The organism is Yimella radicis (genome assembly GCF_054778255.1).
The window spans coordinates 324,214-347,776 of record NZ_BAAGZR010000025.1 but is presented as its reverse complement, the minus strand read 5'-3'; the positions used below and the strand labels follow the sequence as shown (position 1 = coordinate 347,776).

Sequence of the window (23,563 nt, the reverse complement as noted above, 5' to 3'; positions counted from 1 at the left end):
AGATGTCGAACGGGCGGGCTCCTTCCAAGGAGCTCGCCCGTTCGTCTTTTTTCGTTGTCAGGGGCAGCGTTCACATTCGCGTTGGGCGGACGTCCTGCCGGTGATCTAGAGATCGACGATCGCTTCGAGCGGCTTGGTGCGGGCCGCCCGGATGGCCGGCCACAGTGCGGCCAGCACACCGGCCACTGCTGACATCGCCAAAGTGAACAGGATCGTTCCCCACGGGATGACCGCCTGGATGTCCGGGATCCACTCGCGGAAGGTGCGCACCAGGCACCAGCCGATCGCGACGCCGATGACCATGCCGAGCAGAGCACCGAAGATGGAGATCAGGATCGACTCCAGGTAGATCGTCCGGCGCACCTGCTTGCGCAACATTCCGACCGCACGAAGCATGCCGATCTCGCGCTTGCGCTCGACCACCGACAACGCGAGCGTGTTGATGATGCCGAGCACCGCGATCAGCAGCGACAGACCGAGCATCCCGTAGAGCACGGTGAGCATCTGGTCGATCTGACCCGACTGGGAGTTCGCGAACTCCTTCGGTGTCTGCACCTTGATCGTCAGGTAGTCCTTCGTCGCCTCGCCGATGCGTTCCTGCACCGGCGGGACGTCCGCGCCGTCCTCCACCTTGACCAGGGTCACGAACGACGACTGCAACTGCTTGGGCACAAGGGCCGCGTACGCGTCCTCGCCGATCAGGTACGGACCCGAGAGTGGACTCTCCTGGTACACACCGGTGACGGTCGCCGTCGTGCTGGTGCCGAAGACGGTCTGCAGACGCACCTTCGATCCCAGTTTCCAACCCGGCTCGGTCGCCTGCTTGTCCGAGACCAGCAGGTCGTTGCCGCCGAGATTGGAACTGCCCTGCACCATCTTGAGCTTCATCACGTTGCCCAGGTCGCCGCTGGGCGCCGTGCCGACGGCATTCTTCCCGTCGACCTTCGCCGGGACGTTACGCAGTTGCACCACGTCCTGCACGCCGTCCACCGCGGCGACGGCGGCGGCGCTCGCCGGCGGAACGCCGCGTTCGCTGCCGATGAGGATGACGTCGGCGGTGATGTCGCTCTTGACAGCTGCGTCGATCGTCGATTTGAAGGACGATCCGAGAGTGCCGATCACGGCAACCAGCATCAGCCCGAGGGTGAGCGCGAACGCTGTCGCGGCCGTCCGGCGCGGGTTGCGGACGGCGTTGGTGCGGGCCAGGTTGCCGAGCTTGCCGAACGGTCGGGCGATGACCGCACCGAGCGCGCCGATGATCGGACGTGACAGGGCGGGCGATCCCATGATGATGGCGACGATCAGCAGGACGGCGCCGAGGCCGACCGTGCCCGCCGCCTGTCCGCCCTTGCCGGTTGCGCCGATCGCGATGGCGGCGGCACCCAGGACGGCGAGCACTGCACCGATCAACGTGCGCAGCCTGAGCGATGCGGCGCCGTCGGTTTGGCTCTCACGCATCGCCTCGACCGGAGCGACCTTGGATGCGCGGCGAGCCGGTGCGTACGCACTCACCATCGTCACCAGCACGCCGACCAGCAGACAGGCGACGAGCGCCACCGGCGAGATCGCCAACGCTCCTTCGGGCAGCCCCGAGCCGGTCAACGACAGCAACGCCTGCAACCCGGCCGCCAGACCGATGCCGACCGCGAAGCCGATCACCGACCCGATCAGCCCGACCACGAACGCCTCGAAGAGCACCGACCGGGTGATCTGCTCGCGACCGGCACCGATCGCACGCAGCAGCGCGAGTTCCTTCACCCGCTGCGCGACGATCATCGAGAAGGTGTTGTAGATGATGAACGTGCCGACGATCAGGCCGATCGCCGCGAACGACAACAGGATGTAGTTGAAGATCTGCAGGAACTGGTTGATCGAGTCCTTCGCCTGCTTGCGCACCTCGTCGCCCGTCGTCACCTTCAGGTCCGGAAAGGCCTGTGCAACACGCTGTTTCAGCTGTTCGGGGGAGACGCCGTCGACGGCGCTGAGCGAGACGGTCGACACGTGTTCACCGTCCGTGAACAGTCGTCGGGCGCCCTCGGTGGTGAAGTCGGCTTCGGTGTACCCGCTGGCGGCGGTCGACAGCTTGGTCACGCCGACAACCGTGACGTCCATCGGCTCACCGTTGCCGTTGGTGGCGACCACCTTGGTCCGGGAGCCGACCTTCAGCTTGCCCTTCTTGACCGCGTCCTGGTTGAGGATGATCTCGTTCGGTGCCTGCGGGGCACGTCCTTCGATGATCCGGACGCCGTTCGGGTCCAACGCCTGGTCGTTCGGCACCCAGTTCGATCCGACGCTGGGCGCGCCGCCGGTCTGGATCGCCTTGCCGCTCGCGTCGGCGACGACGATCGTCCCCGTGTAGCCGAGCTGCACCTTGTCCACGCCGAGGCGGCGCTTCTGCGCCTGCATCCGATCGACGTCCGACTGGGGAATGCCGAGGTCGGTGCTGACCCCACCGCTCTCGTTCTTGGAGGTGACCTGGGCATCCACCCCGACCGCGACGTTGTCGAACAGGTCGTTGAACGACTTGCCGACGGTGCCGGTGAAGACCAGTGAGCCGGCCACGAACGATGTGCCGAGTACGACCGACAGGACGGTGAGCAGCAGGCGCAGCTTGTGCGCGCCGAGATTCCGCAAGGACACCTTGCGCATGGTGTTCGCCATGTCAGCGTCCCTGGGTCGGGGCGGTGTGCGGGGACGACGGACCGGCGCCACCGTCCAGGTGCTTCATGTACTCGTAGATGTCATCGGCCGACAGGCCGCTCTGGTCGGAGACGACCTGTCCGTCGGCGAGGAAGACGACGCGGTCGGCGTAGGACGCGGCGCGCGGGTCGTGGGTGACGATCACGACGGTCTGCCCGAAGTCGTCGACCGCCCCGCGCAGGATCGAGAGCACCTCGGCGGACGACTTGGAGTCCAGGTTTCCGGTCGGTTCGTCGCCGAAGATGATCTCCGGTCGTCCGACCAGCGCCCGAGCGCACGCGACGCGCTGCACCTGACCACCCGACAGTTCGCTGGGCCGGTGACCGAGTCGGTCGGTGAGACCGAGTCGCTGCGTGACGGTGTCGAACCATTCCTTGTCCACGGCGGCGCCGGCGATGTCCAGCGGAAGGGTGATGTTCTCCTTCGCGGTCAGCGTCGGCACCAGGTTGAACGACTGAAAGACGAACCCGATGCGATCGCGCCGCAGCTTGGTCATCGCGGCGTCCTTCAAGCCGCTGAGGTCGGTGTCGCCGATGAGGACGCGCCCGCTCGACGCGGTGTCGAGACCGGCCAGGCAGTGCATGAGCGTCGATTTGCCGGATCCGGATGGTCCCATGATGGCGGTGAATTGACCACGGTCGAAGGTCGCGCTGACTTCACGCAGGGCGTACACCGTGGTCTCACCCGAGCCGTAGGTCTTCGTGAGGTTCTCGGCCACCGCGGCGGCTTGACGGACGGGTGCTGCGGGGACCGTCATCGGTCAACCTTTCGATCGGCGTGGGGAGCTGACCGGGCGCGTCCAGCGTGCGTCGTCCCCCCCGAGGAGCATCTGCTGCGTCGAGCATTTCACGTGAGCCCGGTAGAGCGCATTGCGGTTTACCCGACATTCGCTCGTCGGGCCAGCACGCACAGCAGGCGCCGTCGCGAGCATCGCCCATGCCCTGTCTCCAGCCACCGCCGGGCTGCGCACTGCTCGCTCTGCGCGATGCCTTCACCGGCTTTCCCTCCCTCACATCCTGATCGGAAGGTCACCGCAACGGGGGGAGTCCAGCAGGTGGTGCGCGACGACGTTGATCGCCGCCACAGTCGGGACCGCGACCAGCGCGCCCACGATCGGGATGAAGGCGCCACAGCCGACGTCGTCCGTGACAGGTGTCACCATGCAGACTCAGCGGACGCCCGACTCACCGCAGGGTTACTGGTTGTCGTCGGATGTGCGTTGTGCGAAGCCGGAATCGGCGAGGTCTTCGGCGAGTTCGTCGACGACGAGGGTGTCGGAGTCGATCAGGCCGGCGCGATAGGCGCTGCGACTGACCATCGTGCCGGCGACCGGTGCGGTGAACAGTTGCATGAAGACGATCAGCACGCAGATGCCCACGGCGTACCAGGTGCGCAGCGACAGTGCGATGCCGAGCGCGATCACGATGATGCCGAGCACCTGCGGCTTGGTGATTCCGTGCAGTTTCGACAGGAGGTCGGGGAAGCGGACGAGCGTGACCGCCGCGCCCAGGCACAGCAGCGAACCGATCAGCAGCAGAATCGCGCCGAGCAGGTCGAGGAACCCGTTCATGACGTGCTCTCCTGGTCGCTGTGGTGCGTCTGCTCGTAGCGGCGCCGGCTGACCATTCGGTCGGCCACCATGCGCGACACGGCGACGGCACTGGTGAACCCGAGCATCGACAGCAGCAGCAACACGTTGATCTCGGTGGAGGAGTCGGAGTACGCCGCCCAGAGTCCGACGGATGCGATGACGACCGCGACCATCAGGTCGGCGGCGACGCTGCGGTCGAGTTGGCTGGGGCCGTGCGCGATGCGTCCGACCGCGATCAGGGCGGATGCGAAGAGCACGACGGCTGCGATGCCGATGATGACGTGCGCAACCAAGGTCATTCCTCGACCTCCCATTCGTCGCGGCGGGTGGCTGTGGGCGGCAGCTTCACGCAGGCGGTCTCGAAGGCGTCCTGCTCCTGCTTCGTGCCGAACGCTCGAAGTACCCGCCGCTCCGTCTCGAGCACCTGGTGCCGAACATCGGCGATCGCGTTCTCACCCTCCAGGTCGAGCACGTGCAGGTAAAGACGTCGTGGCGAACGGACGATCTCGACGACGACAGTGCCCGGAATGAGCGAGGTCAGTTCGGCGACCTGCACCTGGTAGAGGTCGTTGTCGGAGAACAACTCGGTACGCACGATGCCGGAGCGAAGATGCACCTCGCGTGCCCAGGTCAGGCGGACGATCCTGGCCGACGACACGACGAGATCGCGCAGCAGATGACCGAGCAGGACGATGCAACCGACCAGGTGCGGACGCCCGGACAGGTGGATCGGCGGCAAGGGGAAGACGATCGTGATCAGCCAACCCAGCAACACGCCGCCGAGGAATGCCACCGGTGACGGGGACCCCCACAACAGCATCCACACCACGGCCATGCTGAGCACCGCGGCGGGACGCAAGCGCATCCGGGCGCGTGCGTTGATCATGGCTGCACCTCGCCCAGGACGGCGCGGACGTAACTCTGATCGGTCAGGTTCGCCGCAGCCCGGCCGGTGTAGTCGTACAGCGGCCCGGCGAAGAAGGTCAGCGACAGGCTGAACAGCACCAGGGCACCGGTCGCACCGACCATCAGCGGCGGCATCGGACGGCGATCGCCGGACAGGTCGTCGGCGACGGCTCCGTGCAGTTCCTCGTCGTCGTACTTGCTGGGGGAGGTGCCCCAGAACGCACGGTTCCAGACCTTGGCCATCGCCAGCAGCGTCAGCAGGCTGGTGACGATGCCGCCGACGACGACCACCCAGGCGAGCGGGGTGCCGAGTTCGGCACCGCCCTGCATCAGGCCCAGCTTGCCGATGAAGCCGGACATCGGCGGAATACCGGCCAGGTTCATCGCGGGCAGGAAGAACAGGAACGCCAGCACCGGTGACACCTTGGCCATTCCGCCCAGGTTGTCGAGGGCGGACGACCCACCGCGGCGTTCGATCAGCCCGGTCACCAGGAACAACGTGGCCTGGATGGTGATGTGGTGCGCGGTGTAGAAGATCGTCGCGGCCAGGCCGGCGGGGTTGGCGACCGCGATGCCGAAGATCATGTAACCCAGGTGGCTGACCAGCGTGAACGACAGCATCCGCTTGATCTCGGTCTGCGCGACCGCGCCCAGGATGCCGATGATCATCGTGAGCAAACCGGCCACCAACAACAGGTTGGTCAGGTGCTCGCCGGGGAACAGCAATGTCTGCGTCCGGATGATCGCGTACACGCCGACCTTTGTCAGCAGGCCGGCGAACACGGCCGTGACCGGTGCCGGGGCGGTGGGGTAGGAGTCCGGCAACCAGGCCGACAGCGGGAAGACGGCCGCCTTGATGCAGAAGGTGACCAGCAACAGCATGTGCAGCAACAACTGCACCGGCTCGGACAGGTCACCCAGCCGCTGGGACAGCTGCGCCATGTTGACGGTGCCGGTCGCCGCGTAGATCGAGGCGATCGAGATGAGGAACAGCGACGACGACAGCAGGCTGACGATGATGTAGGTCGTGCCGGCCCGGATGCGGTCGGCCGTGCCGCCGAGGGTGAGCAGCACATAGGACGCGAACAGCAGGATCTCGAATCCGACGAACAGGTTGAACAGGTCGCCGGCCAGGAAGGCGTTGGAGACGCCGGCGATCAGCAGCAGGAAGGTCGGGTGGTAGATCGAGACCGGGATGTCGCGGCGTTGCTCGTCGTGTTCGGCGCCGGTGGAGAACACCAGGACGGCGAGGGCCACCACGGATGCGACCAGCAGCATGAGCGCGCTCAGGCGGTCTGCCACCAGCACGATGCCGAGCGGCGCCGGCCAGTCACCCATCCACAGCGCCAGCGGACCTTCCTGGTCGGTGTGCCACATGAGGATCGCGGCGACGACGATGACGCCGGAAAGGCACAGCACCGAGACGGCACGCTGCAGGCGCGGACGACGTGGGAGCGCCAGCGCGACACCGGCACCGAAGATGGTGAGCAGGACGGGGACGGGGAGCAGGTTGTTCATTCGCTCACCACGTCCTCACCGCTGTCGGAGAAGGTGGTCTCCTCGAAGGAGTCGGACGCCTCGTCCTTCTTGGCCAGTTCGCGGATGCGGGAGTCCTCGACGTCGTCCGCCGTCTCGTCGTGACCGTGCAGTTGGAAGCTGCGGTACGCCATCGCGAGCACGAACGCCGACACGGCGAGGGTGATGACGATCGCGGTGAGCACCATGGCCTGCGGCAGGGGATCGGCCGCGGTCTCGCGGGAGAACATGCCGATGATCGGTGGTGTGCCGGCGTCGCCGGCTGCGTTCAGGAACAACAGGTTCACGCCGTTCGAGCAGAGCACCACCCCGATCAGGATCCGGGACAGCGAGCGTTCGAGCAGCAGGTAGACGCCGGCCGCGACAAGGAGTCCGGCGGTGATGCTGAGGGTCAGATTCGCGGTCATCGACGACGCTCCTGACCGGGGATCGCCTTGGTGGACGAGGCGAGCGGCATGGGGGCGATGTCCTCCTGGGCGTGGACGTCGATGCCGGAGCCGAGGCTGCGGGCGAGGTCGAGGATCATGCCGACGACGACGAGGTACACACCGATGTCGAACAGCGTCGAGGAGACCAGGTGCAGTTCACCGAACATCGGCCAGTTCGCACCCCACGGCGTCGTCCATGAGTCCGGACCGGGGATGTTGACGTGGAGGTCGTAGCTCTCCAGCACCTTGCCGCCGAACGCGACGGGAATGATGGCGGAGCTGATCGCCGTGAACAGTCCGGCGCCCAGCAGACGTCCGGCATCGAAAGGCGCGGCCTCGTCCAACTCGTGGCGGCCGGCGGTCAGGTAACGCACCATCAGCGCCATGCCCGCGACCAGGCCGCCGGCGAACCCGCCACCGGGCAGGTTGTGACCGGCGAGCAGCAGGTACAGCGAGGTGATGATCAGCAGTCCGAACAGCAGACGGGTGACGACCTCGAACACCAGCGAGCGCGTCTGCGGCGACAGCGTCTGCCCGGCACGCAGCCAGACGCCGGGGTTGCGGTCGTCCTTGTGGTCGTCGTCGTGGGTCTCCATCACCTCAGACGTGCGGGTGACGGTGGCGGTGCGGGAGCGCAGGAAGATCAACGAGGCGACACCGGTGGCGGCGATGACCAGCACGGAGATCTCTCCGAAGGTGTCCCAGGCGCGCATGTCGACCAGGGCCACGTTGACGATGTTCTTGCCGTACCCGAAGTCGTAGGCTGCGTCGTACCACTCCTCGCTGACCGGTGCCGCGGTGCGTGCGCCGCCGGTGACGAGCGCGATCAGCGTGACGGTGGTGCCGACGAGCAGCGCCACCAGGACGCGCCACCAGCGGGTGGAGCTCAGCGGGCGGTTGGTGAAGTAGCGCGGCAATTTGCGGATGACCAGGACGAAGATGACCAGGCTGACGGTCTCGACGAGCACCTGGGTCAGGGCGAGGTCGGGGGCGCCGGCGATCATGAACATCAGCGCCAGGCTGTAGCCGGTGACACCGGTGAGTAGCACCGCGCGCAGGCGTCCGCGGGAGGTGGCCGCGAGGAACGCGGCCCACACCATGACGATCGCGATCGGGATCTGCGCCCAACTGTCGGCGAGGCGGACCGAGGGCCACTGCTGGATGCGCAGCATGGAGTAGGTGGCCAGCGAGACGAACACGATGAGGATCGTGCCGAGGTAGATCGACAACGAACCGCGCTGTGTGCGTGCCGTGGTCTCGACAGCGAGACGGTCGATGCCGCGCATCGAGCGGTGATAGATCTCTTCTGCTGCAACGGTCTTGGGGAAGGTCGACTGGACGGCGGCGATGCGGTCGCGGGCCAGGAACAGGCCGATACCGGCGACGACTGCGGCGACGGACATGAACAGCGGCCATCCCAGGCCGTGCCACAGGGCGAGTCCGTGGCTCGGGGTGCCGGTGCGCACGCTCTGCGCGTACGGCTCGAGGAGTTCGGTGAGCGGGGCGCCGAGGAATCCGCCGACCAGGCTGAGTGCCCCGAGGACGACGGGGACGGCGACCATGCCGACGGCGGGACGGTGCCAGTTCAGCACGGGGGCGCCGTCCTTGGGTGCGAAGGCACCCCACCACCAGCGCAGGCTGTAGGCGACGGTCAGCGCCGAACCGAAGACGAGAGCGAACGCGACGACGATCGCGGCCAGCGGGCTGACCGACGGGGGCTCACCGTTGACCAGGTAGGTGACCGACTCGAACGCGCCTTCCTTGGTGACGAACCCGATCAGCGGGGGCACACCCGCCATCGACAGGGCGGCCAGGCCGCCGAGGACGGCCAGCCATGGGACGCGGTAGCCGACTCCGTTGAGTTCGTTGAGGTTTCGGGTACCCGCGCTGTGGTCGATGATGCCGACGCACATGAACAGCGTCGACTTGAACAGCGCGTGTGCGATCACCAGGGCCATGCCGGCGAGCGCCGCCGACCGCGTCCCGACGCCGACGAGCAGCACCATGAATCCGAGCTGGCTGACGGTGCCGTAGGCCAGCAGGAGTTTGAGGTCGGTCTGTCGTAGGGCTCGCCAGCCGCCGACCAGCATCGTCGCGGTGCCGAGGAGCAGGACGGTCGGGCGCCAGAAGGCGACGCCGGCGAACGCCGGGGCGAGCACGGCGACCAGGTAGACGCCGGCCTTCACCATCGCGGCGGCGTGCAGGTACGCCGAGATCGGGGTCGGGGCGGCCATCGCGCCGGGTAGCCAGAAGTGGAAGGGGATCAGCGCGGACTTGCTGAGCGCTCCGACCAGCATGAGCAGGACGCCGACGGTCACCAACGCGCTCGACGGGGGAGCGGCGATGATCTGGCTGAGGGAGTAGGTGCCTGCTTCGTGGCCGAGGGCGACGATGCCGATCAGCATCGCCAGACCACCGGCGGTGGTGACCAGCAGTGCGGTGTTCGCGGCGCCTCGGTTGGCCCGGCGGGTCACGTCGTGCGCGATGAGCAGGTAGGAGAAGACCGAGGTCAGCTCCCAGAAGACGTACATCAGGATCAGGTCGTCGGCGGTGACCAGACCGAGCATCGTGCCCGCGAAGATCGTCAGGATCGATCCGCTGCGGACCGGCATCTCCTTGTCGAAGTACCAGCGGCAATAGATCAGCACGCAGGCACCGATCCAGCAGACGATCAGCGCCAGGACCCACTGCACCAGCCCGATGTACATGTCGAGGCTGACCCCGAGGCCGGGGATCCAGTCCAGGCGGACGTCGACCGTCTCGCCGGAGGTGATCCTGGGCGCGAGCGTGAGCAACCAGACGCCGGCGGCGAACGGAACAAGGGCGAGTACGAAGAATGCTCGGGACCCGAGGAACCGGGCCAGCCAAGGGGTCGATGCACCCGCCACCACGTGTGCGGCAATGAGTGCATAGAGCACGCCAGGCGTCCTTCCGTCTGGTGGCTTCACATGAAGGGGATTGTCCACACTTTACAGTCCGCACGGTTCGATCCCGAATCGGTGAGCCGCGCGAAATCGCGCATCGGCGGCATTCCACGGGTCTCTGCGGGCGGTTGCGTGCCTAAGCGGGATTCGTGGGTAGCGATCGATCGGCGTATAACTGGTCGTCATGCGTTCCATCACCTCGCGTACGGTCGCTGCGCTCGCGGCCGTCCTTGTCGTCCTCGCGACGTTGCTCGGATCCGGCGGCACGGCGGCCGCTGCGCCGGCCCCGACGTCCGTGCAGGAGTTGCCGAAGGTGCTGCGGGTCGGCACCGAGGGTGTGTACCCGCCGTTCAGCTACCACCAGGGCAACAAGCTCACCGGGTATGACGTCGAGTTCATGGAGGCGCTGGGGCGCAAGGCCGGCGTCCGCATCCAGTTCGTCGAGGTGCCGTGGGACTCCATGTTCGCGGCTTTGTCGTCCGGACGCATCGACGTCGTCGCCAACCAGGTCACCAAGAACCCCGAGCGTGAAGGTCTGTACGACCTGTCGACCCCGTACATCGAGACGACCGGTGTCGTCGTGGTGGCCGAGGACGACGACTCCGTCAAGAAGCTGTCCGACATCAAGGGCAAGCGGGCCGGCCAGAACCTCACGTCCAACTGGGCGCAGACGGCGAAGGCGAATGGTGCGCAGGTCGTCGGTGTCGACAGCATGGACAAGGCGATCCAGAACCTGCGCCAGGGCAGCGTCGACGTCGTGGTCAACGACAAGCTGGCCGTCCGCAACTTCCTGGCCACCACCGACAACCCGGGTGTGAAGATCGTCGCCGAGACCGACGACAAGTCGGAGTCCGTGCTCGCGGCCCGGAAGAACTCGGGCTACATGCCCGCCCTGAACAAGGGCATCAACGAACTCAAGGCCGACGGCACCTCACAGCGGCTGTACGACAAGTACTTCAACCCCAAGGCCGAGCCGATCACCGACTGGAAGATGATCCGCGAGAACGCCTGGCCGATGGCGTGGGCCGCCATCAAGGTGACGATCCCCCTGACGATCATCAGCTTCGTCATCGGTCTGATCATCGCGCTCGGTGTGGCGATCGCGCGGATGTCGACCAACCCGCTCGCGTTCCTGCCGGCACGGCTGTTCATCTCGATCTTCCGCGGCATCCCGGTGCTCGTGCTGTTGTTGCTGATCTACTTCGGTCTGCCTCAGTTCGGTTGGAAATTGGCGCCGTTCACCGCCGCGGTCATCGGCTTCTCGCTGAACGTCGCCGGGTACGGTGCGGAGATCATCCGGGCCGCGATCCAGTCGGTGCCTCGTGGGCAGTGGGAAGCAGCGCGGACGATCGGCATGGATCATCGGACGACGTTGCGCCGCGTGATCATCCCGCAGGCCGCGCGGACGGCCGTCCCGCCGTTGTCGAACACGCTCATCGACCTGGTCAAGAGCACCTCGCTCGCCTCGGCGATCCTGGTCGTCGAATTGCTGCGTCAGGCGCAGATCGCGGCGGCCCCGACCTTCAAGTTCTTCACGCTGTACAGCCTCGCGGCGCTCTACTACTGGCTGATCAGCGTCGTCCTGTCGTTCTTCCAAGCACGCATCGAGAAGCGAGTGAGCAGGTTCGTGGCATGAGTGAACTGGTGCAGGTCTCCAACCTCCGCAAGTCCTTCGGGGACAACCGGGTGATCGACGACATCTCGTTCACCGTGCCGTCCGGCAGCGTGACCGTCATCCTCGGGCCGTCGGGTTCGGGCAAGACGACGCTGCTGCGTTCGCTCAACGGCCTCGAACTGCCCGAGTCGGGCACCGTCGAGGTCGCGGACGCGTCCGTCGACTTCTCCCAGGTGCGCCCGAACAAGCGCGGACGTCTGCCGAAGACGCAGCGGGCTTCGTTGAACCGCCTCGGCGCTCGGAGCGCGATGGTCTTCCAGTCCTACAACCTCTTCCCGAACCGCACCGCCCTGGAGAACGTCACCGAGGGACCCGTTGTGGTGCAAGGGGTTTCGCAGGAAGCGGCGCGCGCCGAGGCGCTCGACCTGCTGGCCAAGGTCGGCCTGGCCGACCATGTCGACAAATACCCTTACCAACTGTCCGGCGGTCAGCAGCAGCGCGTCGGCATTGCCCGAGCCCTCGCGCTGGAGCCGAAGTTGGTGCTCTTCGACGAGCCGACCTCGGCCCTCGACCCCGAACTCGTCGGCGACGTCCTGCGGGTGATCCGCGATCTGGCCGAGGAGGGCTGGTCGATGGTGATCGTCACCCACGAGGTGAAGTTCGCGGCCCAGGTCGCCGACCAGGTGCTTTTCATCGACCAGGGTCTGATCGTCGAGCAGGGTCCGCCCGCGCAGGTCATCTCCAACCCGAGCAACCCCCGCACCCAGGACTTCCTGCGCCGCATCCTCGAACCGATCTGACCGAGCACGATCGAGACCCGGTGAGGGGCCGAAGTCATGTGCACGACCTTCTCACGCGGCTCGTCCTGATTCAGGGCGCGAGCAGTCCGATCGCCGCGTCCAGCATCTGCTCGGTCAGTCGGCCGGTGAACGTGTTCTGCTGACTGACGTGATAGCTGCCGACCAGCTTCACCTGACGAGTTTCGTTCTGCAACAACACGACTGCGCCGTGGCCGAACTTGGGTTTCGGACGCGGGACGTCCCAGCCCAGTCGGCGAGCAGCCGCCAGCGTGGAGTCCCAGCCGATCGAACCGAGAGCGAGAATCGAAGAGAGGTTCGGTTCGGCGAACTGCAGGTCGCGGTCGAGCCACGGAGCACAGGTGCGCCTCTCCTCGGTCGTCGGTTTGTTGTCCGGCGGGGCGCAGCGCACGGACGCGATGATGCGCAGATCGGTGAGTTCGAGGCCGTCACCCGCGTGTTCGGACGACGCCTGGCCGGCGTACCCGGCGCGGTTGAATGCCGCGTACAGCCAGTCGCCCGAACGGTCACCGGTGAACATGCGTCCGGTGCGGTTGGCGCCGTTGGCAGCCGGTGCGAGTCCGACGACGAGGACACGAGCGTCCGGGTCGCCGAAGCCGGCACCGGGTCGACCCCAATACGGCTGTGCGGCAAAGGAAGCACGCTTCTTGTTCGCGACCTCCTCGCGCCACGTCACCAGGCGAGGACAGGCTCGGCAGACGGTGATCCGGGCGTCCAGTTCGGCGAGATGCGGCGCGCTCCCGGCCAGCGAAGCGACCTCGTCGGACGTGTGCGCGACAGGAGTGGACGCGTCGGCTTCATCGCCCGGCCATCCCGTTCCCGGTGGTACCGGCGAGGGGAACAGCTGTCCGGTGATCGGGTGGGGGAACTGGGCATCGGGCATGAAGCCATTGTCGGGGTGAGCGCCGGTGCACGACGGCCTGGTTGTCTGCTCGCCGGTTACGCCGAACGCCTCGTCACACTCCTCGGTCGGGCCGTCGAGGAGCATGCCGCAGAGTCCCTCGCGCATTGCCCGGTTGAAGTTGTCCATCTGAGGAGCGATGTTGGTGAAGTAGAAGGAGTCCACGTTCGCCTGCTGCGCGCCCGGGGTTCAGGTCTGCTGGGATGATCGTGGCGTGGAACCGGTGGTGCTGATCCAGCGCTCGGTGGTGCGGCTGCACCCCGAGCCCGCCCCGTTGCGCCTGATCTCCGGCAGCGACCGAGCCCGTTGGGAAAGGTTGCGTCGGCCGCGCGACCGACACGATTTCCTTGCTGCACGGCTTCTTGCTCGGGACGCTGTCGCGCAGGTCTGTGGCCCGGAGCCGGCGGCCGATTTCGTGCAGCGTTGCGATTCCTGCGCAGGACCGCACGGCCGTCCGGTCGTCACGAATCACGACGTGTCGGTGTCGTGGGCGCACGCGCACGGCTTCTCGGCAGCAGCGGCCTGCCGAGGCGACAGGCTGGGCGTCGACATCGACCTCCTCGATCCGGACCTCCTCGTGCCCGACGTGGGCGTGACCGGACGAGCGTTCGTGCGAGCCGAGGCCCTGGTCAAGGCGGGTGCGTTCGATCTCGACGTGGTGCTGGAGTTTGCGCGTCACGGTGAGTTGGGGTGGCCGGGGGATCGGCGGGATGTGTATGGGCTCGTTGTCGAGGACGTCCCGACCGGTTTCGACGGGGTCATCGCCGCTGTCGCCTGGCGGCGTCCTACGGTTGGTTCGTGAAGACACCGGTACCGGATTATCTCGAGGAGATCCTGAGTTCCTGCGCGCATGAGACCAGTGGCGCGCTGGCCGACTACATTCCAGAACTTGCCAACGTCGACCCCGATCAGCTTGCGGTCGCAGTGTGCACGACCGACGGCAGCCTCTACTGCGCGGGTGACGCTGACAACGCCTTCACGATCCAATCGATCTCGAAGGCGTTCGTCTATGCACTCGCGCTGCAGGAGCACGGAGTGGACGCGGTCGTGAAACGCATCGGCGTCGAACCCAGCGGCGAGCCCTTCAGCGAACTGTCGCTCGAGGCCGGCTCAGGTCGTCCGCTCAACCCGATGATCAATGCAGGCGCGCTCACCTGTCACGCGCTCATCGGTGGCCTCGACTGCGACCCGGACGAGCGTTTCGAGAAGGTGCGACAAGGGCTGTCTGCCTTCGCCGACCGTGAACTGGACGTGGACGAAGCGGTGTTCGAATCGGAGCTGGCGGACGCCTATCGCAACAGCGCCATCGCCAACATGCTGCGCTCCTACGGGGTGATCGACGGCGACCCGGCCGATGTGGTCCGCGGCTACACCCGGCAGTGTTCGCTGCGGGTGACCACCCGCGACCTCGCCCGCATGGCCGCGACGCTGGCACATGGGGGAGTGCAGCCCGCCACCGGCGAACGCGTCGTCGACACCGACGTGGTGCGCCAGGTGCTCAGCGTGATGATGACCTGCGGCATGTACGACGCGGCCGGCGACTGGATGACCAGTTGCGGTTTCCCGGCCAAGAGCGGGGTCAGCGGCGGGATTCTGGGCGCGCTCTCCGGTCAGGTCGGGCTGGCGACCTTCTCGCCGCGACTGGACGATCATGGCAACAGCGTTCGTGGAATCACCCTGTGCCGCAGACTTTCTCGCGACTTGGGTCTGCACATCATGAACAGCCCTGAAGAGTCGCAGTCGGCAGTGCGTCGTGACCGTCGAATGCGTACGAGCGATGGACATCTGGTACGGGTCCTGAGCCTTCAGGGCGAATTGCGTTTCAGCGGAGCCGAATTGGTGCTGCGCGAGATCGCCGAGGATGACACCGATCTCGAACGCCTCGTCCTCGACCTGCGCCGGGTGTCCTCAATCGACCGCGTTGCCGGGGTGATGATCGCCGAGGGACTGCGACGGGTGCAGCAGGAGGGGTGTCGCGTCGTCCTCGTCGACCCGGACGGTGTGCTGAAGGTTCCGGCCGAGCACCCTGCGCCGGAGCGGGTCGAGCACCTCGACGAGTACCGAGAACTCCCCCGGGTCTGACCGCGGGCCCGGCCCTTCAATCCAGTGACACGGGTGCGCGTCCGACGGGTTGAGTGGGCTGCGCAGTGAGCGGCTGGACAGGTTCGACGGGGAAGCTGACCGGCTTGGAGGTGGTCAGCGTGAACTTGTGGTCGTAGTGGCGCAGTTCGCAGTGACCGTCGGTGCCGTCTTCCAACTGATAGGTCGCGTGATCGTGAGTGACACTCACCCGGATCTTGTACTCGCGCCACCGGATGGAGAAGGCGAGACGGTGCATCTTCGGCGACAGCACCGGCGCGAAGCTCAGGTGGCCGTCGTACTCGCGCATCCCACCGAAGCCGGCAACCAGCGCCAACCAGGCGCCGGCGAGCGAGGCGACGTGGACGCCGTCCTTGGTGTTGTGTTCGAGGTCGCGTAGATCCATCACCGCTGCTTCGGTGAGGTAGGCGTGGGCGAGTTCGAGTTGGCCGACCTCGGCCGCCATGACCGCCTGGGTGCACGCCGACAAGGAGGAGTCACGCACGGTGATCTTTTCGTAGTAGGCGAACGCCTTCGCTTTCTCCTCCCGCGTGAACCGGTCACCACACCAGTGCATTGCCAGCAGCAGATCGGCCTGTTTGACGACCTGTTTGCGGTAAATCTCGAAGTAGGGGTAGTTGAGCAGCAGCGGATAGCCGTCGTCCTTCAGCGTTGCGTCGAAGTCCCACACCTCGTTAGCGGTGCTTCCCCGATTCTGTTGGTACACATCGCGTTCGGTGTCGAACGGAACGGCCATGCTCTCGTCGGCGGATCGCCATTGCGCGATCTCGTCCTCGGTGACGTTCAAGTCGGCCGCCTGCTCCGGCCACCGCTGCGCTGTGTCGGCGGCGTACCGCAAGTTGCGAGCCGCCATGAGGTTGGTGAAGGTGTTGTCGGCCACGACGGCGGTGTATTCGTCCGGCCCGGTGACGCCGTCGATGTGGAACTTTCCGTCGTCGCCGTGGTAGCCCAGGCCGGCCCACAGGCGTGCGGTCTCGACCAGGATGGTCAACGCGATGTCCCGGTCGAAGATCTCGTCGCCGGTCCAGAAGACGTAGCGGGCAGCGGCAAGGGCGACATCGGCATTGACGTGGAAGGCCGCGGTGCCGGCAGGCCAGTAGGCCGAGCACTCCTGTCCGCGGATCGTGCGCCACGGGAACGTTGCGCCCTCCATCTTCAGGTGCTGCGCGCGCTCTCGCGCGAACGGCAGGACCGAGTGCCGCCAGCTGAGGGCGTCGCGTGCCGCCGGTGGCGCGGTGGCGGTGAGCACGGGAAGCACGTAGCTCTCGGTGTCCCAGAAGCAGTGACCGTCGTAGCCGGGACCGGTGAGTCCCTTTGCTGCTATCCCCCGACCCTCCGCGCGAGCTCCCGCTTGCAGCACATGCCAGAGTCCGAATCGGACTGCTTGCTGGACGACCGGGTCGCCGTCCACCTCGACGTCCGCGCCGTCCCAGAAATCCTCGACGTAGGTGGCCTGTTCCTGCACCATCGAATGCCAACCGGTGTGCAGCGCCGCCGAGAGTGCGCCGTCGACCTGGTCGCGCAGCGCGGGCATGGTGCGGCGGGAGGACCAGCCGTACGCGACGAACTTGGTGACCCCGAGGGTCTCGCCGGGGGCGAGGTCGGTGCCGATCGTGGTGCGACTCCAGTCTTCTTCGACGTAGGTGTGGCTGCCGACGCCGGGGTTGTGAAGGACGTGGTCGCAGGCGGCCGCCATCCGAAGCCCGCTCTGTCGGGTGTGATGGATCAGCAGTGAGCGGTTGTGATTGTGGCTGTGCAGTTCAGGAACCAACGGATCCTTGAGCGCGGCCGCGACGCGTGGGTCGTCGGAGACGGAGGGCAGTTCCTCGTTGGTGACCATCTCGGACTGGATCACCACGCGCAGCGGGTTGTCGACCGCCTCCACCTGGTAGCGGACAGCGAGGATCGCCCGCTGGGTGAACGACACGAGCCGGGTCGACCGCACCCGGACCAGACGGCGGGAGGGCGATTCCCACAGCAGGTCGCGGTGCAGCAACCCGGTGCGCATGTCGAGCGTGCGTTCGTGGTGGTGGATGACGCCGTAGCGCAGATCCAACGGCTGATCGTCCACGAGCAGTCGGATCAGTTTTCCGTTGGTGACGTTGACGATGGTCTGCCCGGAATCGGGGTAGCCGTAGCCCGCCTCGGCGTACGGCAGCGGACGCTTCTCGTAGAAGGAGTTGAGGTACGTGCCGGGTAGACCGCTGGGGTCGCCCTCGTCCAGATTGCCTCGGACGCCGATGTGTCCGTTGGCGAGTGCGAAGACCGACTCGGCCTGGGCGAGATTGTCGAAGTTCAGCCCGATCTCGCGCACCTTCCAGGGCTCGACGGTGAACGCGGACGGGTGTGCGGTCATCGGGTTCCTCCACTCAGCAGGTCGGCGAGGTCTTCGACCACGACGTCGGCGCCGTGCTTTCTCAGCGCCTCGGCGTGACCGACCCGGTCGACGCCCACGACGTAGCCGAAGTGGCCGGCACGCCCTGCCTCGACGCCTGATAATGCGTCCTCGAAGACCGCCGCCTGCGCGGGATCGGCTCCCACGAGTGCAGCGCCGGCCAGGAAGGAATCGGGTGCCGGTTTGCCCTTGATGTTCGATCGCGCGAGCGTGACCCCGTCGACGCGGCCTTCGACGAGTCGATCGAGACCGGTGACCCTCAGCACCATCTCGGTGTTCGCGCTGGACGAGACGACGATCCGGTGAAGGCCTGCTTTCTTGGTTGCCTCCAAGTACGTGCGAGAACCCTCGTACACCCTCACGCCGTCGCGGGCGATCACCTGCTGCACCTGCTCGTTCTTGCGATTCCCGAGCCCCCGGACGGTAGCGGCGCCGGGCGCGTCGTCGCGCGTTCCCTCTGGCAGCGTGATGCCCCGAGAAGCGAGGAAATCGCGGACCCCGTCCTCGCGTGGCTTGCCGTCGACGTAGTGGGTGTAGTCGCGGTCGGTGTCGAACGGCACGAAACCCTCGCCGTCGCGATCACGCAAGTACGCGTCGAACATCGCCTTCCATGCGGTGCTATGCACGCTCGCGGTGTCGGTGAGCACACCGTCCAGGTCGAACAGGCAGGTGGTGATCCCGTCGGGCAGGCCCAGCGTCCGTGGCGCCGTCATATCGTCTCCATCGTCGACCACCGCCACGGTAGCCCCGCGCAGGCTTGAGTTGCGTCAGGCGTCTTCAACGTGTCGGCGGCCGTTTACGTCGTGCAGCGCGCCGACGAACAAATGGAAGCGCGGGCGGTCGATCGTGCTTTCCGGCGTCCGTGCCCCTCTCACTGAAACCGGTTGTCGGTGGGTCACCCCACGATGGGGTGAGCGAAGACGGCATCGTCGACAAATGGGAGAACGCCGACCGGTTGCTCGATCTGTACAACCTCGTTCCCGAGGAATGGCGTAGTGAAAAGTTCGACCCCGACCTCGACCAGATGGATCGCCTGATCGAGTCCCTTATGCCGTTCCTCGATGACCGTTCATCCGCTTAGACGGGCAGGTTGTGGCCGGCGGCGCACCCTGCGCCGGAGCGCGTCGAGCGCCTCGACGAGCGCCGAGACCTTGAGCCGGTCTGAGGTCCGGTCGGATGTGCGTTGGATGGAAAAAGCCGGCTCCGGACTGCGTTTCCGCAGCTCAGAGCCGGCTTTCCACGATGTCGGGGTGACAGGATTTGAACCTGCGACCTCTTCGTCCCGAACGAAGCGCGCTACCAAGCTGCGCCACACCCCGTGGCCTGCGTACGTTGGCGCTTTTGGCGATACCCGCACGCAGCAAGTGGAGACTTTACCGGTTGACAGGGCAATCTCCCAATCGGGTTCAGACGCGCGGGGTGTCGAGATGTGCGCGGGTCAGGACGCGAGCAGATCTCGAGACCCCAGGCATCTGTCAGGACTTCGGGACGAGGGTCAGCAGCGTCGCCTCGGGGCGGCAGGCCAGGCGTACCGGCGTGTACTTGTTGTGCCCGAGACCGGCCGAGACATGGAGCCAGGCGGCATCGTCCGGAGCCTGCGACGACGGCGCGTTGTCGGCGCCGGGCCACCAACGCGACAGTCCCTTGACCCGCTCTGTTCCGAGATCGCAGTTGGTGACCAGGGCGCCGTAACCGGGAACACAGATCTGGCCGCCGTGCGTGTGACCGGCCATCACCATCGATGCGCCGTCCGCGGTCATCGCGTCGAGCACGCGAAGGTACGGCGCGTGGACGACACCGACCGTGAGATCGGCGTCCGTTGCAGCGGGCCCGGCGACCTTGTCGTACTCGTCGTAACCCAGGTGCGGATCGTCCACCCCGACCAGTTCGACGTCCAGGTCACCGATCGGGACGCGGGCGCGCACGTCAGTGAGGTTCGTCCAGCCACCGGCTTCGAACCCGCGCACCATGTTCTTCCAGGGCAGCGACGGCACGCCCATCTGGTCGCCCTGCTTGTGCGAGGAGTTGAAGTACCGGAATGGGTTGCGCCGTGCCGGGGCGAAGTAGTCGTTGGAGCCGAGCACGAACGCGCCGGGGAAGTCCATCAGCGGTGCCATCGTGCGCAGCACCGCCGGCACCGCGTTGAGATCGGAGCAGTTGTCGCCGGTGTTGACCACGAAGTCGGGCTCGAGGCGCGCGAGGTCCTGAACCCACTCGATGCGGCGGGCCTGGCGCGGCACCAGGTGCAGGTCACTGAGGTGCAGCACGCGCACCGGGTCGGCACTCTCGGGCAGAACGGGCACGGTCACCTCACGCAATGCGTACCAGTTGCGTTCGACCAGGCTCGACCAGCCGAGGGTCGCGGCCCCGAGAGCGCCGACGGCCACAGCTGAACGAGTGAGCGAGTGCATCCGCTCATCGTCGCACGGTGGTGACGGGGCACCGAAACGTCCGGGCGACAATTCGGGTGAGGGCGGTGTGACCGGAGTGGGACACTGAACCCATGACGCTCAAGCAGACGCTCCAGTCCGACCTCAACCAAGCGATGAAGAGCCGCGACAAGGTGACCGCCGGTGCGTTGCGTATGACGATCGCCGCCGTGAAGACCGCTGAGGTTTCCGGTGACACCGCCAAGGAACTGACCGACGACGAGACGCTCAAGGTCATCACCAAAGAGGCCAAGAAGCGTCGCGAGGCCGCGGATGCCTATGACGCAGCGAACCGTCCCGAGCTCGCCGAGCAGGAGCGCGCCGAACTCGTCGTACTCGAGAAGTATCTGCCCGCCCAGCTCAGCGACGCCGAACTCGACCAGATGGTCGCCGAAGCCGTCGCCGAGTCCGGCGCCACCAACATGGGCGGCATGGGCAATGTCATGAAGATCCTCCAGCCCAAGATCGCCGGTCGCGCGGACGGCGGCAAGATCGCCGCAGCCGTGAAGCGCGCGCTCAGCTGAGGCGAGAAACGAAAGGCCCCGCCGATGGCGGGGCCTTTCGTGAACGGGCTGATCAGTTCGGTGAGACAGCCGGCGCGATCGTCGGCTGGGTGGACGAGGGACGACGTCCGGTGCTCGGGTAGATCGTGATCGTCGCACCCTTGGCCACCTTCTCGCCGCTCGCAGGTGTCGAGCCCATGATCAGACCCTCGAACAGCCGGGCGTCCTGGGCCGGCCCCTGCTTCACCTTGAAGCCGGCCGACTCCAGCATGGACGTCGCGTTGGCGGGCGTCTGTCCCTTGACATTGGGGACGCGCACCTTGTTACCGTCCAGGAACTCCGACGACGGAGCGGCGAACTTCCTCTCCGGTTTGCCCCGGAGCGCGTCGTCCATGATCGTCTTCCAGATGGGCGCGGCGATCGTCGAACCGTAGAGGTAGCCGTCGTAGTACTTGCCGCCGAGCCGGACGTCCTTCAGCGTCTTCTCGTTGTCGGCGTGGCCGACCCACACGGCCGTCGCCAGTTCCGGGGTGTAGCCGGCGAACCAGCTCTGGGTGGCGCCTTCCACGGTGCCGGTCTTGCCGGCTGCCGGACGATCCCCTGCGAGACGAGACGCGTAGGCGGTACCACCCGGCTTCATCACGTTCTCGAAGACTTTCGTCACGGTACGTGCGACGTCCTTGGAGAGCAGTTGCTTGCAGCCGGCCTGGGCCAGCTTCAACTGCTTGCCGTTCGCGTCGGCGATCGACTTGACCGGACGCGGGGTGCAGTAGACGCCGTCCGCGGCCACGGTTGCGTAGGCGTTCGCGAGGTCCAGAGCCGTCACCGGCTCCGAGCCGAGGATGATGCCGGAGGGCGACTTGCCGATCTCAGTGCCGTCACCGTTGCGCACTCCCATCTTGGTCATCGTCGCGTGCACGTCGCAGGCGCCGAGTTCGGAGACGAGCTGGGCGAACGCGGTGTTGATCGAACCGGCGGTCGCCTCGATGACCGGCATCGGTCCACCGGATTCGTGACCTTCGGAGTTGTGGACGTCCCAATTCTCACCGGGAGCCAGACCGCATTCACCCGGGAACTGCTTGTTGGTGAACCGGACGAAGTTGCCGTTCTTGTCCTTGCCGCTGAACTTCGGAACGTTGATGTCGCCCTCGATGTCACGACCCTGCTGGACCGCGCTCACGATCGCGAAGAACTTCGCGGTCGAGCCGATCGTGAAGCCCTGGCCACCGCCCATGTTCAGCGGGACGGTGTAGTTGATCGCGCTCTTCCCGGCGGTGGTGTTGTTGCTGTACGCGGTGTTCTGACCGGTCGCGAGGACCAACCCGGTGCCCGGCTGGATCGTCAGCGCTGCGGCCTGCACGTTCTCGGAGTTCGCGACCGGCACCTTCGACTTGATGTCCTTGTCCATCTTGGCCGCCAGCTTGGGGTCGAACGAGGTCTGGATCGTCAGCCCGCCACCCTTGAGCGCGGCCTCGCGCTCCTTGCGGGTCTTGCCGAGCGACGACTCGTTGAGCAGCCAGTTGTAGACGTAGTAACAGAAGTACGGGTACTTCGAGCTGGCGCACGAACTGCTGATGTTGGTGACCTTGAGGTCGGACTTCAGATCGTGGCTGGTCGCGTCCGTGTATTCCTTGTAGGAGATCATCTGCTGGGCATACATCTTGCCGAGCACCTGGTTGCGGCGCTTGGTGGCCGCCTCCGGGTTGTTGATCGGGTCGGTGACGCCGGGCGCGTTCACCACGCCGGCCAGCGTGGCGGCCTGCGGCAGAGTGAGCTGCGAGGCGGAGCGGCCGTAGTAGTGGCGGGCCGCGGCCTCGACGCCGTACTGCTGGTCGCCGAAGTACACGAGGTTGAGGTATCCGTCCAGGATCTGCTGCTTGGTGTACTTCTGCTCCAGAGACACCGCGTACTTCAGTTCCTGCAGCTTTCGCACGTACCCCTGCATGCCCGATCGGGCGACGGACGCCGCTGCGGCGTCCTTGTTGCCGGAAGCCAGCGCCTTGTTCTGCAGGGCGACCTTCACGTACTGCTGGGTGAGGGTCGAGGCACCCTGGGTGCCGGCGCTCATGATGTTGGTGCTGATCGCGCGCAGCAGACCCTTGGGGTCGACACCGCCGTGCTCGAAGAAGCGCTCGTCTTCGATCGCCACCTGCGCCTGCTGCATCACCGGTGCGATCTTGTTCAGCGGCACCACGATTCGGTTCTCGTTGAACGGTGTGCCGATCACGGTGCCGTCGGAGGCGAGGATGCGGGATTGCTGGGCCAACGGGTTCATCTGGAAGTCGGCCGGCATCTGGTTGAACATCTTGATGCCGTTGTTGGTCGCCTGGCCCGCGACACCCACCGCGGGGATGACGAGACCGGCCGTCAGCAGGCCCATCGTCATGGCGACCGCGACGAAGCCGCCGAGCAGCGACATGACGCTGGCGATCCGGGAGGTTTGGCGCATGGAAGGAAGGGTAACCCGCCGACCTGGGTAAGCCCGGAATCCGCGTTTCGCGTGAACATCGGCCAGGGGACGTGCGCGAGCGTTGCGGCGAAGGATAACAAAAAGAAGGTAAAGATTGGGTCTTCCCACAACGTGACGCCGCTTGTATTATCGCGCTTAGTAGGACAGATGACCTGGATACCCGGGTCCTCCAACGAAGACGTGGTCTCCGCATGCAGTTCGCGGTGACACGGGGGCGCGTTGGCGGGGCGGAATGTCCAGCAGTGCC

20 protein-coding genes and 1 tRNA gene are annotated in these 23,563 nt (G+C 66.3%); 6 read left to right on the top strand and 15 right to left on the bottom strand.

The features are described 5' to 3' along the window. Window positions 1-105: 105 nt before the first annotated feature. From ACYU8W_RS14695 to ACYU8W_RS14655, 9 genes are all read right to left on the bottom strand, one after another. The gene (locus ACYU8W_RS14695; protein WP_499470203.1) at window positions 106-2,661 is read right to left on the bottom strand and encodes an ABC transporter permease; all 2,556 of its coding nucleotides are present in this window, start codon (window positions 2,659-2,661) and stop codon (window positions 106-108) included. Between the two features lies 1 nt (window position 2,662). Continuing rightward, window positions 2,663-3,457, bottom strand: a complete 795-nt coding sequence (locus tag ACYU8W_RS14690; RefSeq protein WP_499470201.1) for an ABC transporter ATP-binding protein — start codon at window positions 3,455-3,457, stop codon at window positions 2,663-2,665. Between the two features lie 252 nt (window positions 3,458-3,709). Next, window positions 3,710-3,862: a hypothetical protein gene (locus tag ACYU8W_RS14685; RefSeq protein WP_499470199.1), complete on the bottom strand. Its 153-nt coding sequence runs from the start codon at window positions 3,860-3,862 to the stop codon at window positions 3,710-3,712. Between the two features lie 33 nt (window positions 3,863-3,895). Further along, window positions 3,896-4,270, bottom strand: coding sequence for a monovalent cation/H(+) antiporter subunit G (mnhG, locus tag ACYU8W_RS14680; RefSeq protein WP_129624212.1), 375 nt, complete (start codon window positions 4,268-4,270; stop codon window positions 3,896-3,898). Continuing rightward, window positions 4,267-4,590, bottom strand: a complete 324-nt coding sequence (locus tag ACYU8W_RS14675) for an MrpF/PhaF family protein (protein ID WP_170221670.1) — start codon at window positions 4,588-4,590, stop codon at window positions 4,267-4,269. Before ACYU8W_RS14675 ends, mnhG begins: the two co-directional genes overlap by 4 nt. Next, on the bottom strand, window positions 4,587-5,177 hold the full coding sequence (locus tag ACYU8W_RS14670) for a Na+/H+ antiporter subunit E (RefSeq protein WP_499470196.1): 591 nt from the start codon (window positions 5,175-5,177) through the stop codon (window positions 4,587-4,589). The genes ACYU8W_RS14675 and ACYU8W_RS14670 overlap by 4 nt, the downstream gene beginning before the upstream one ends. Further along, window positions 5,174-6,715: a Na+/H+ antiporter subunit D gene (locus ACYU8W_RS14665; RefSeq protein WP_499470194.1), complete on the bottom strand. Its 1,542-nt coding sequence runs from the start codon at window positions 6,713-6,715 to the stop codon at window positions 5,174-5,176. The genes ACYU8W_RS14670 and ACYU8W_RS14665 overlap by 4 nt, the downstream gene beginning before the upstream one ends. After that, window positions 6,712-7,140, bottom strand: a complete 429-nt coding sequence (locus ACYU8W_RS14660) for a Na(+)/H(+) antiporter subunit C (protein ID WP_129624208.1) — start codon at window positions 7,138-7,140, stop codon at window positions 6,712-6,714. Before ACYU8W_RS14660 ends, ACYU8W_RS14665 begins: the two co-directional genes overlap by 4 nt. After that, a complete protein-coding gene (locus tag ACYU8W_RS14655; protein ID WP_499470192.1) occupies window positions 7,137-10,079 on the bottom strand; it encodes a Na+/H+ antiporter subunit A in 2,943 nt (980 codons plus the stop codon). The genes ACYU8W_RS14660 and ACYU8W_RS14655 overlap by 4 nt, the downstream gene beginning before the upstream one ends. A 190-nt stretch (window positions 10,080-10,269) precedes the next feature. On the opposite strand from ACYU8W_RS14655, the gene ACYU8W_RS14650 reads away from it, so the two are divergent. Together ACYU8W_RS14650 and ACYU8W_RS14645 are read left to right on the top strand one after the other, a co-directional pair. Next, window positions 10,270-11,721 carry an ABC transporter substrate-binding protein/permease gene (locus tag ACYU8W_RS14650; RefSeq protein WP_499470190.1) on the top strand — a complete coding sequence of 484 codons (1,452 nt, stop codon included), beginning with the start codon at window positions 10,270-10,272 and terminating at the stop codon, window positions 11,719-11,721. Beyond that, on the top strand, window positions 11,718-12,500 hold the full coding sequence (locus tag ACYU8W_RS14645) for an amino acid ABC transporter ATP-binding protein (RefSeq protein WP_499470188.1): 783 nt from the start codon (window positions 11,718-11,720) through the stop codon (window positions 12,498-12,500). Before ACYU8W_RS14650 ends, ACYU8W_RS14645 begins: the two co-directional genes overlap by 4 nt. A 70-nt stretch (window positions 12,501-12,570) precedes the next feature. Here the strand turns inward: ACYU8W_RS14645 and ACYU8W_RS14640 are convergent, their stop codons facing one another. Next, complete coding sequence (locus ACYU8W_RS14640) at window positions 12,571-13,401, bottom strand: uracil-DNA glycosylase (RefSeq protein WP_499470405.1); 831 nt, start codon at window positions 13,399-13,401, stop codon at window positions 12,571-12,573. 232 nt (window positions 13,402-13,633) lie between these two features. Between ACYU8W_RS14640 and ACYU8W_RS14635 the strand changes: the two genes are divergently transcribed. Then, window positions 13,634-14,221 (top strand): 4'-phosphopantetheinyl transferase family protein, encoded by a 588-nt coding sequence (locus tag ACYU8W_RS14635; protein WP_499470186.1) that lies wholly within the window; start codon window positions 13,634-13,636, stop codon window positions 14,219-14,221. Beyond that, window positions 14,218-15,501 carry a glutaminase gene (locus ACYU8W_RS14630; RefSeq protein ID WP_499470184.1) on the top strand — a complete coding sequence of 428 codons (1,284 nt, stop codon included), beginning with the start codon at window positions 14,218-14,220 and terminating at the stop codon, window positions 15,499-15,501. The genes ACYU8W_RS14635 and ACYU8W_RS14630 overlap by 4 nt, the downstream gene beginning before the upstream one ends. Window positions 15,502-15,517: 16 nt before the next feature. On the opposite strand, the gene ACYU8W_RS14625 is transcribed toward ACYU8W_RS14630, so the two are convergent. Continuing rightward, complete coding sequence (locus tag ACYU8W_RS14625; protein ID WP_499470182.1) at window positions 15,518-17,875, bottom strand: glycoside hydrolase family 65 protein; 2,358 nt, start codon at window positions 17,873-17,875, stop codon at window positions 15,518-15,520. Next, a complete protein-coding gene (locus ACYU8W_RS14620) occupies window positions 17,872-18,627 on the bottom strand; it encodes a beta-phosphoglucomutase family hydrolase (RefSeq protein ID WP_499470180.1) in 756 nt (251 codons plus the stop codon). The genes ACYU8W_RS14625 and ACYU8W_RS14620 overlap by 4 nt, the downstream gene beginning before the upstream one ends. 197 nt (window positions 18,628-18,824) lie before the next feature. On the opposite strand from ACYU8W_RS14620, the gene ACYU8W_RS14615 reads away from it, so the two are divergent. Further along, window positions 18,825-18,995, top strand: coding sequence for a hypothetical protein (locus tag ACYU8W_RS14615; protein ID WP_499470178.1), 171 nt, complete (start codon window positions 18,825-18,827; stop codon window positions 18,993-18,995). Between the two features lie 164 nt (window positions 18,996-19,159). Here ACYU8W_RS14615 and ACYU8W_RS14610 read toward each other — a convergent pair. Together ACYU8W_RS14610 and ACYU8W_RS14605 are read right to left on the bottom strand one after the other, a co-directional pair. Further along, window positions 19,160-19,233, bottom strand: a tRNA-Pro gene (locus ACYU8W_RS14610). Between the two features lie 156 nt (window positions 19,234-19,389). Continuing rightward, window positions 19,390-20,325, bottom strand: coding sequence for a metallophosphoesterase (locus ACYU8W_RS14605; protein WP_129624197.1), 936 nt, complete (start codon window positions 20,323-20,325; stop codon window positions 19,390-19,392). Window positions 20,326-20,417: 92 nt separating this feature from the next. On the opposite strand from ACYU8W_RS14605, the gene ACYU8W_RS14600 reads away from it, so the two are divergent. Then, window positions 20,418-20,867 carry a GatB/YqeY domain-containing protein gene (locus tag ACYU8W_RS14600; protein WP_499470176.1) on the top strand — a complete coding sequence of 150 codons (450 nt, stop codon included), beginning with the start codon at window positions 20,418-20,420 and terminating at the stop codon, window positions 20,865-20,867. Window positions 20,868-20,919: 52 nt separating this feature from the next. On the opposite strand, the gene ACYU8W_RS14595 is transcribed toward ACYU8W_RS14600, so the two are convergent. Beyond that, window positions 20,920-23,295 carry a transglycosylase domain-containing protein gene (locus ACYU8W_RS14595; RefSeq protein ID WP_499470174.1) on the bottom strand — a complete coding sequence of 792 codons (2,376 nt, stop codon included), beginning with the start codon at window positions 23,293-23,295 and terminating at the stop codon, window positions 20,920-20,922. Window positions 23,296-23,563 lie beyond the last annotated feature (268 nt).

What these genes read in the sequence shown, in the direction of transcription:
- ACYU8W_RS14595 (WP_499470174.1), bottom strand. Translation starts at nt 23,295, where the DNA reads ATGCGCCAAACCTCCCGGATCGCCAGCGTCATGTCGCTGCTCGGCGGC.
- ACYU8W_RS14665 (WP_499470194.1), bottom strand. Translation starts at nt 6,715, where the DNA reads ATGAACAACCTGCTCCCCGTCCCCGTCCTGCTCACCATCTTCGGTGCC.
- ACYU8W_RS14605 (WP_129624197.1), bottom strand. Translation starts at nt 20,325, where the DNA reads ATGCACTCGCTCACTCGTTCAGCTGTGGCCGTCGGCGCTCTCGGGGCC.
- ACYU8W_RS14675 (WP_170221670.1), bottom strand. Translation starts at nt 4,590, where the DNA reads ATGACCTTGGTTGCGCACGTCATCATCGGCATCGCAGCCGTCGTGCTC.
- ACYU8W_RS14640 (WP_499470405.1), bottom strand. Translation starts at nt 13,401, where the DNA reads ATGCCCGATGCCCAGTTCCCCCACCCGATCACCGGACAGCTGTTCCCC.
- ACYU8W_RS14625 (WP_499470182.1), bottom strand. Translation starts at nt 17,875, where the DNA reads ATGACCGCACACCCGTCCGCGTTCACCGTCGAGCCCTGGAAGGTGCGC.
- ACYU8W_RS14660 (WP_129624208.1), bottom strand. Translation starts at nt 7,140, where the DNA reads ATGACCGCGAATCTGACCCTCAGCATCACCGCCGGACTCCTTGTCGCG.
- ACYU8W_RS14685 (WP_499470199.1), bottom strand. Translation starts at nt 3,862, where the DNA reads ATGGTGACACCTGTCACGGACGACGTCGGCTGTGGCGCCTTCATCCCG.
- ACYU8W_RS14645 (WP_499470188.1), top strand. Translation starts at nt 11,718, where the DNA reads ATGAGTGAACTGGTGCAGGTCTCCAACCTCCGCAAGTCCTTCGGGGAC.
- ACYU8W_RS14650 (WP_499470190.1), top strand. Translation starts at nt 10,270, where the DNA reads ATGCGTTCCATCACCTCGCGTACGGTCGCTGCGCTCGCGGCCGTCCTT.
- mnhG (WP_129624212.1), bottom strand. Translation starts at nt 4,270, where the DNA reads ATGAACGGGTTCCTCGACCTGCTCGGCGCGATTCTGCTGCTGATCGGT.
- ACYU8W_RS14600 (WP_499470176.1), top strand. Translation starts at nt 20,418, where the DNA reads ATGACGCTCAAGCAGACGCTCCAGTCCGACCTCAACCAAGCGATGAAG.
- ACYU8W_RS14620 (WP_499470180.1), bottom strand. Translation starts at nt 18,627, where the DNA reads ATGACGGCGCCACGGACGCTGGGCCTGCCCGACGGGATCACCACCTGC.
- ACYU8W_RS14690 (WP_499470201.1), bottom strand. Translation starts at nt 3,457, where the DNA reads ATGACGGTCCCCGCAGCACCCGTCCGTCAAGCCGCCGCGGTGGCCGAG.
- ACYU8W_RS14695 (WP_499470203.1), bottom strand. Translation starts at nt 2,661, where the DNA reads ATGGCGAACACCATGCGCAAGGTGTCCTTGCGGAATCTCGGCGCGCAC.
- ACYU8W_RS14670 (WP_499470196.1), bottom strand. Translation starts at nt 5,177, where the DNA reads ATGATCAACGCACGCGCCCGGATGCGCTTGCGTCCCGCCGCGGTGCTC.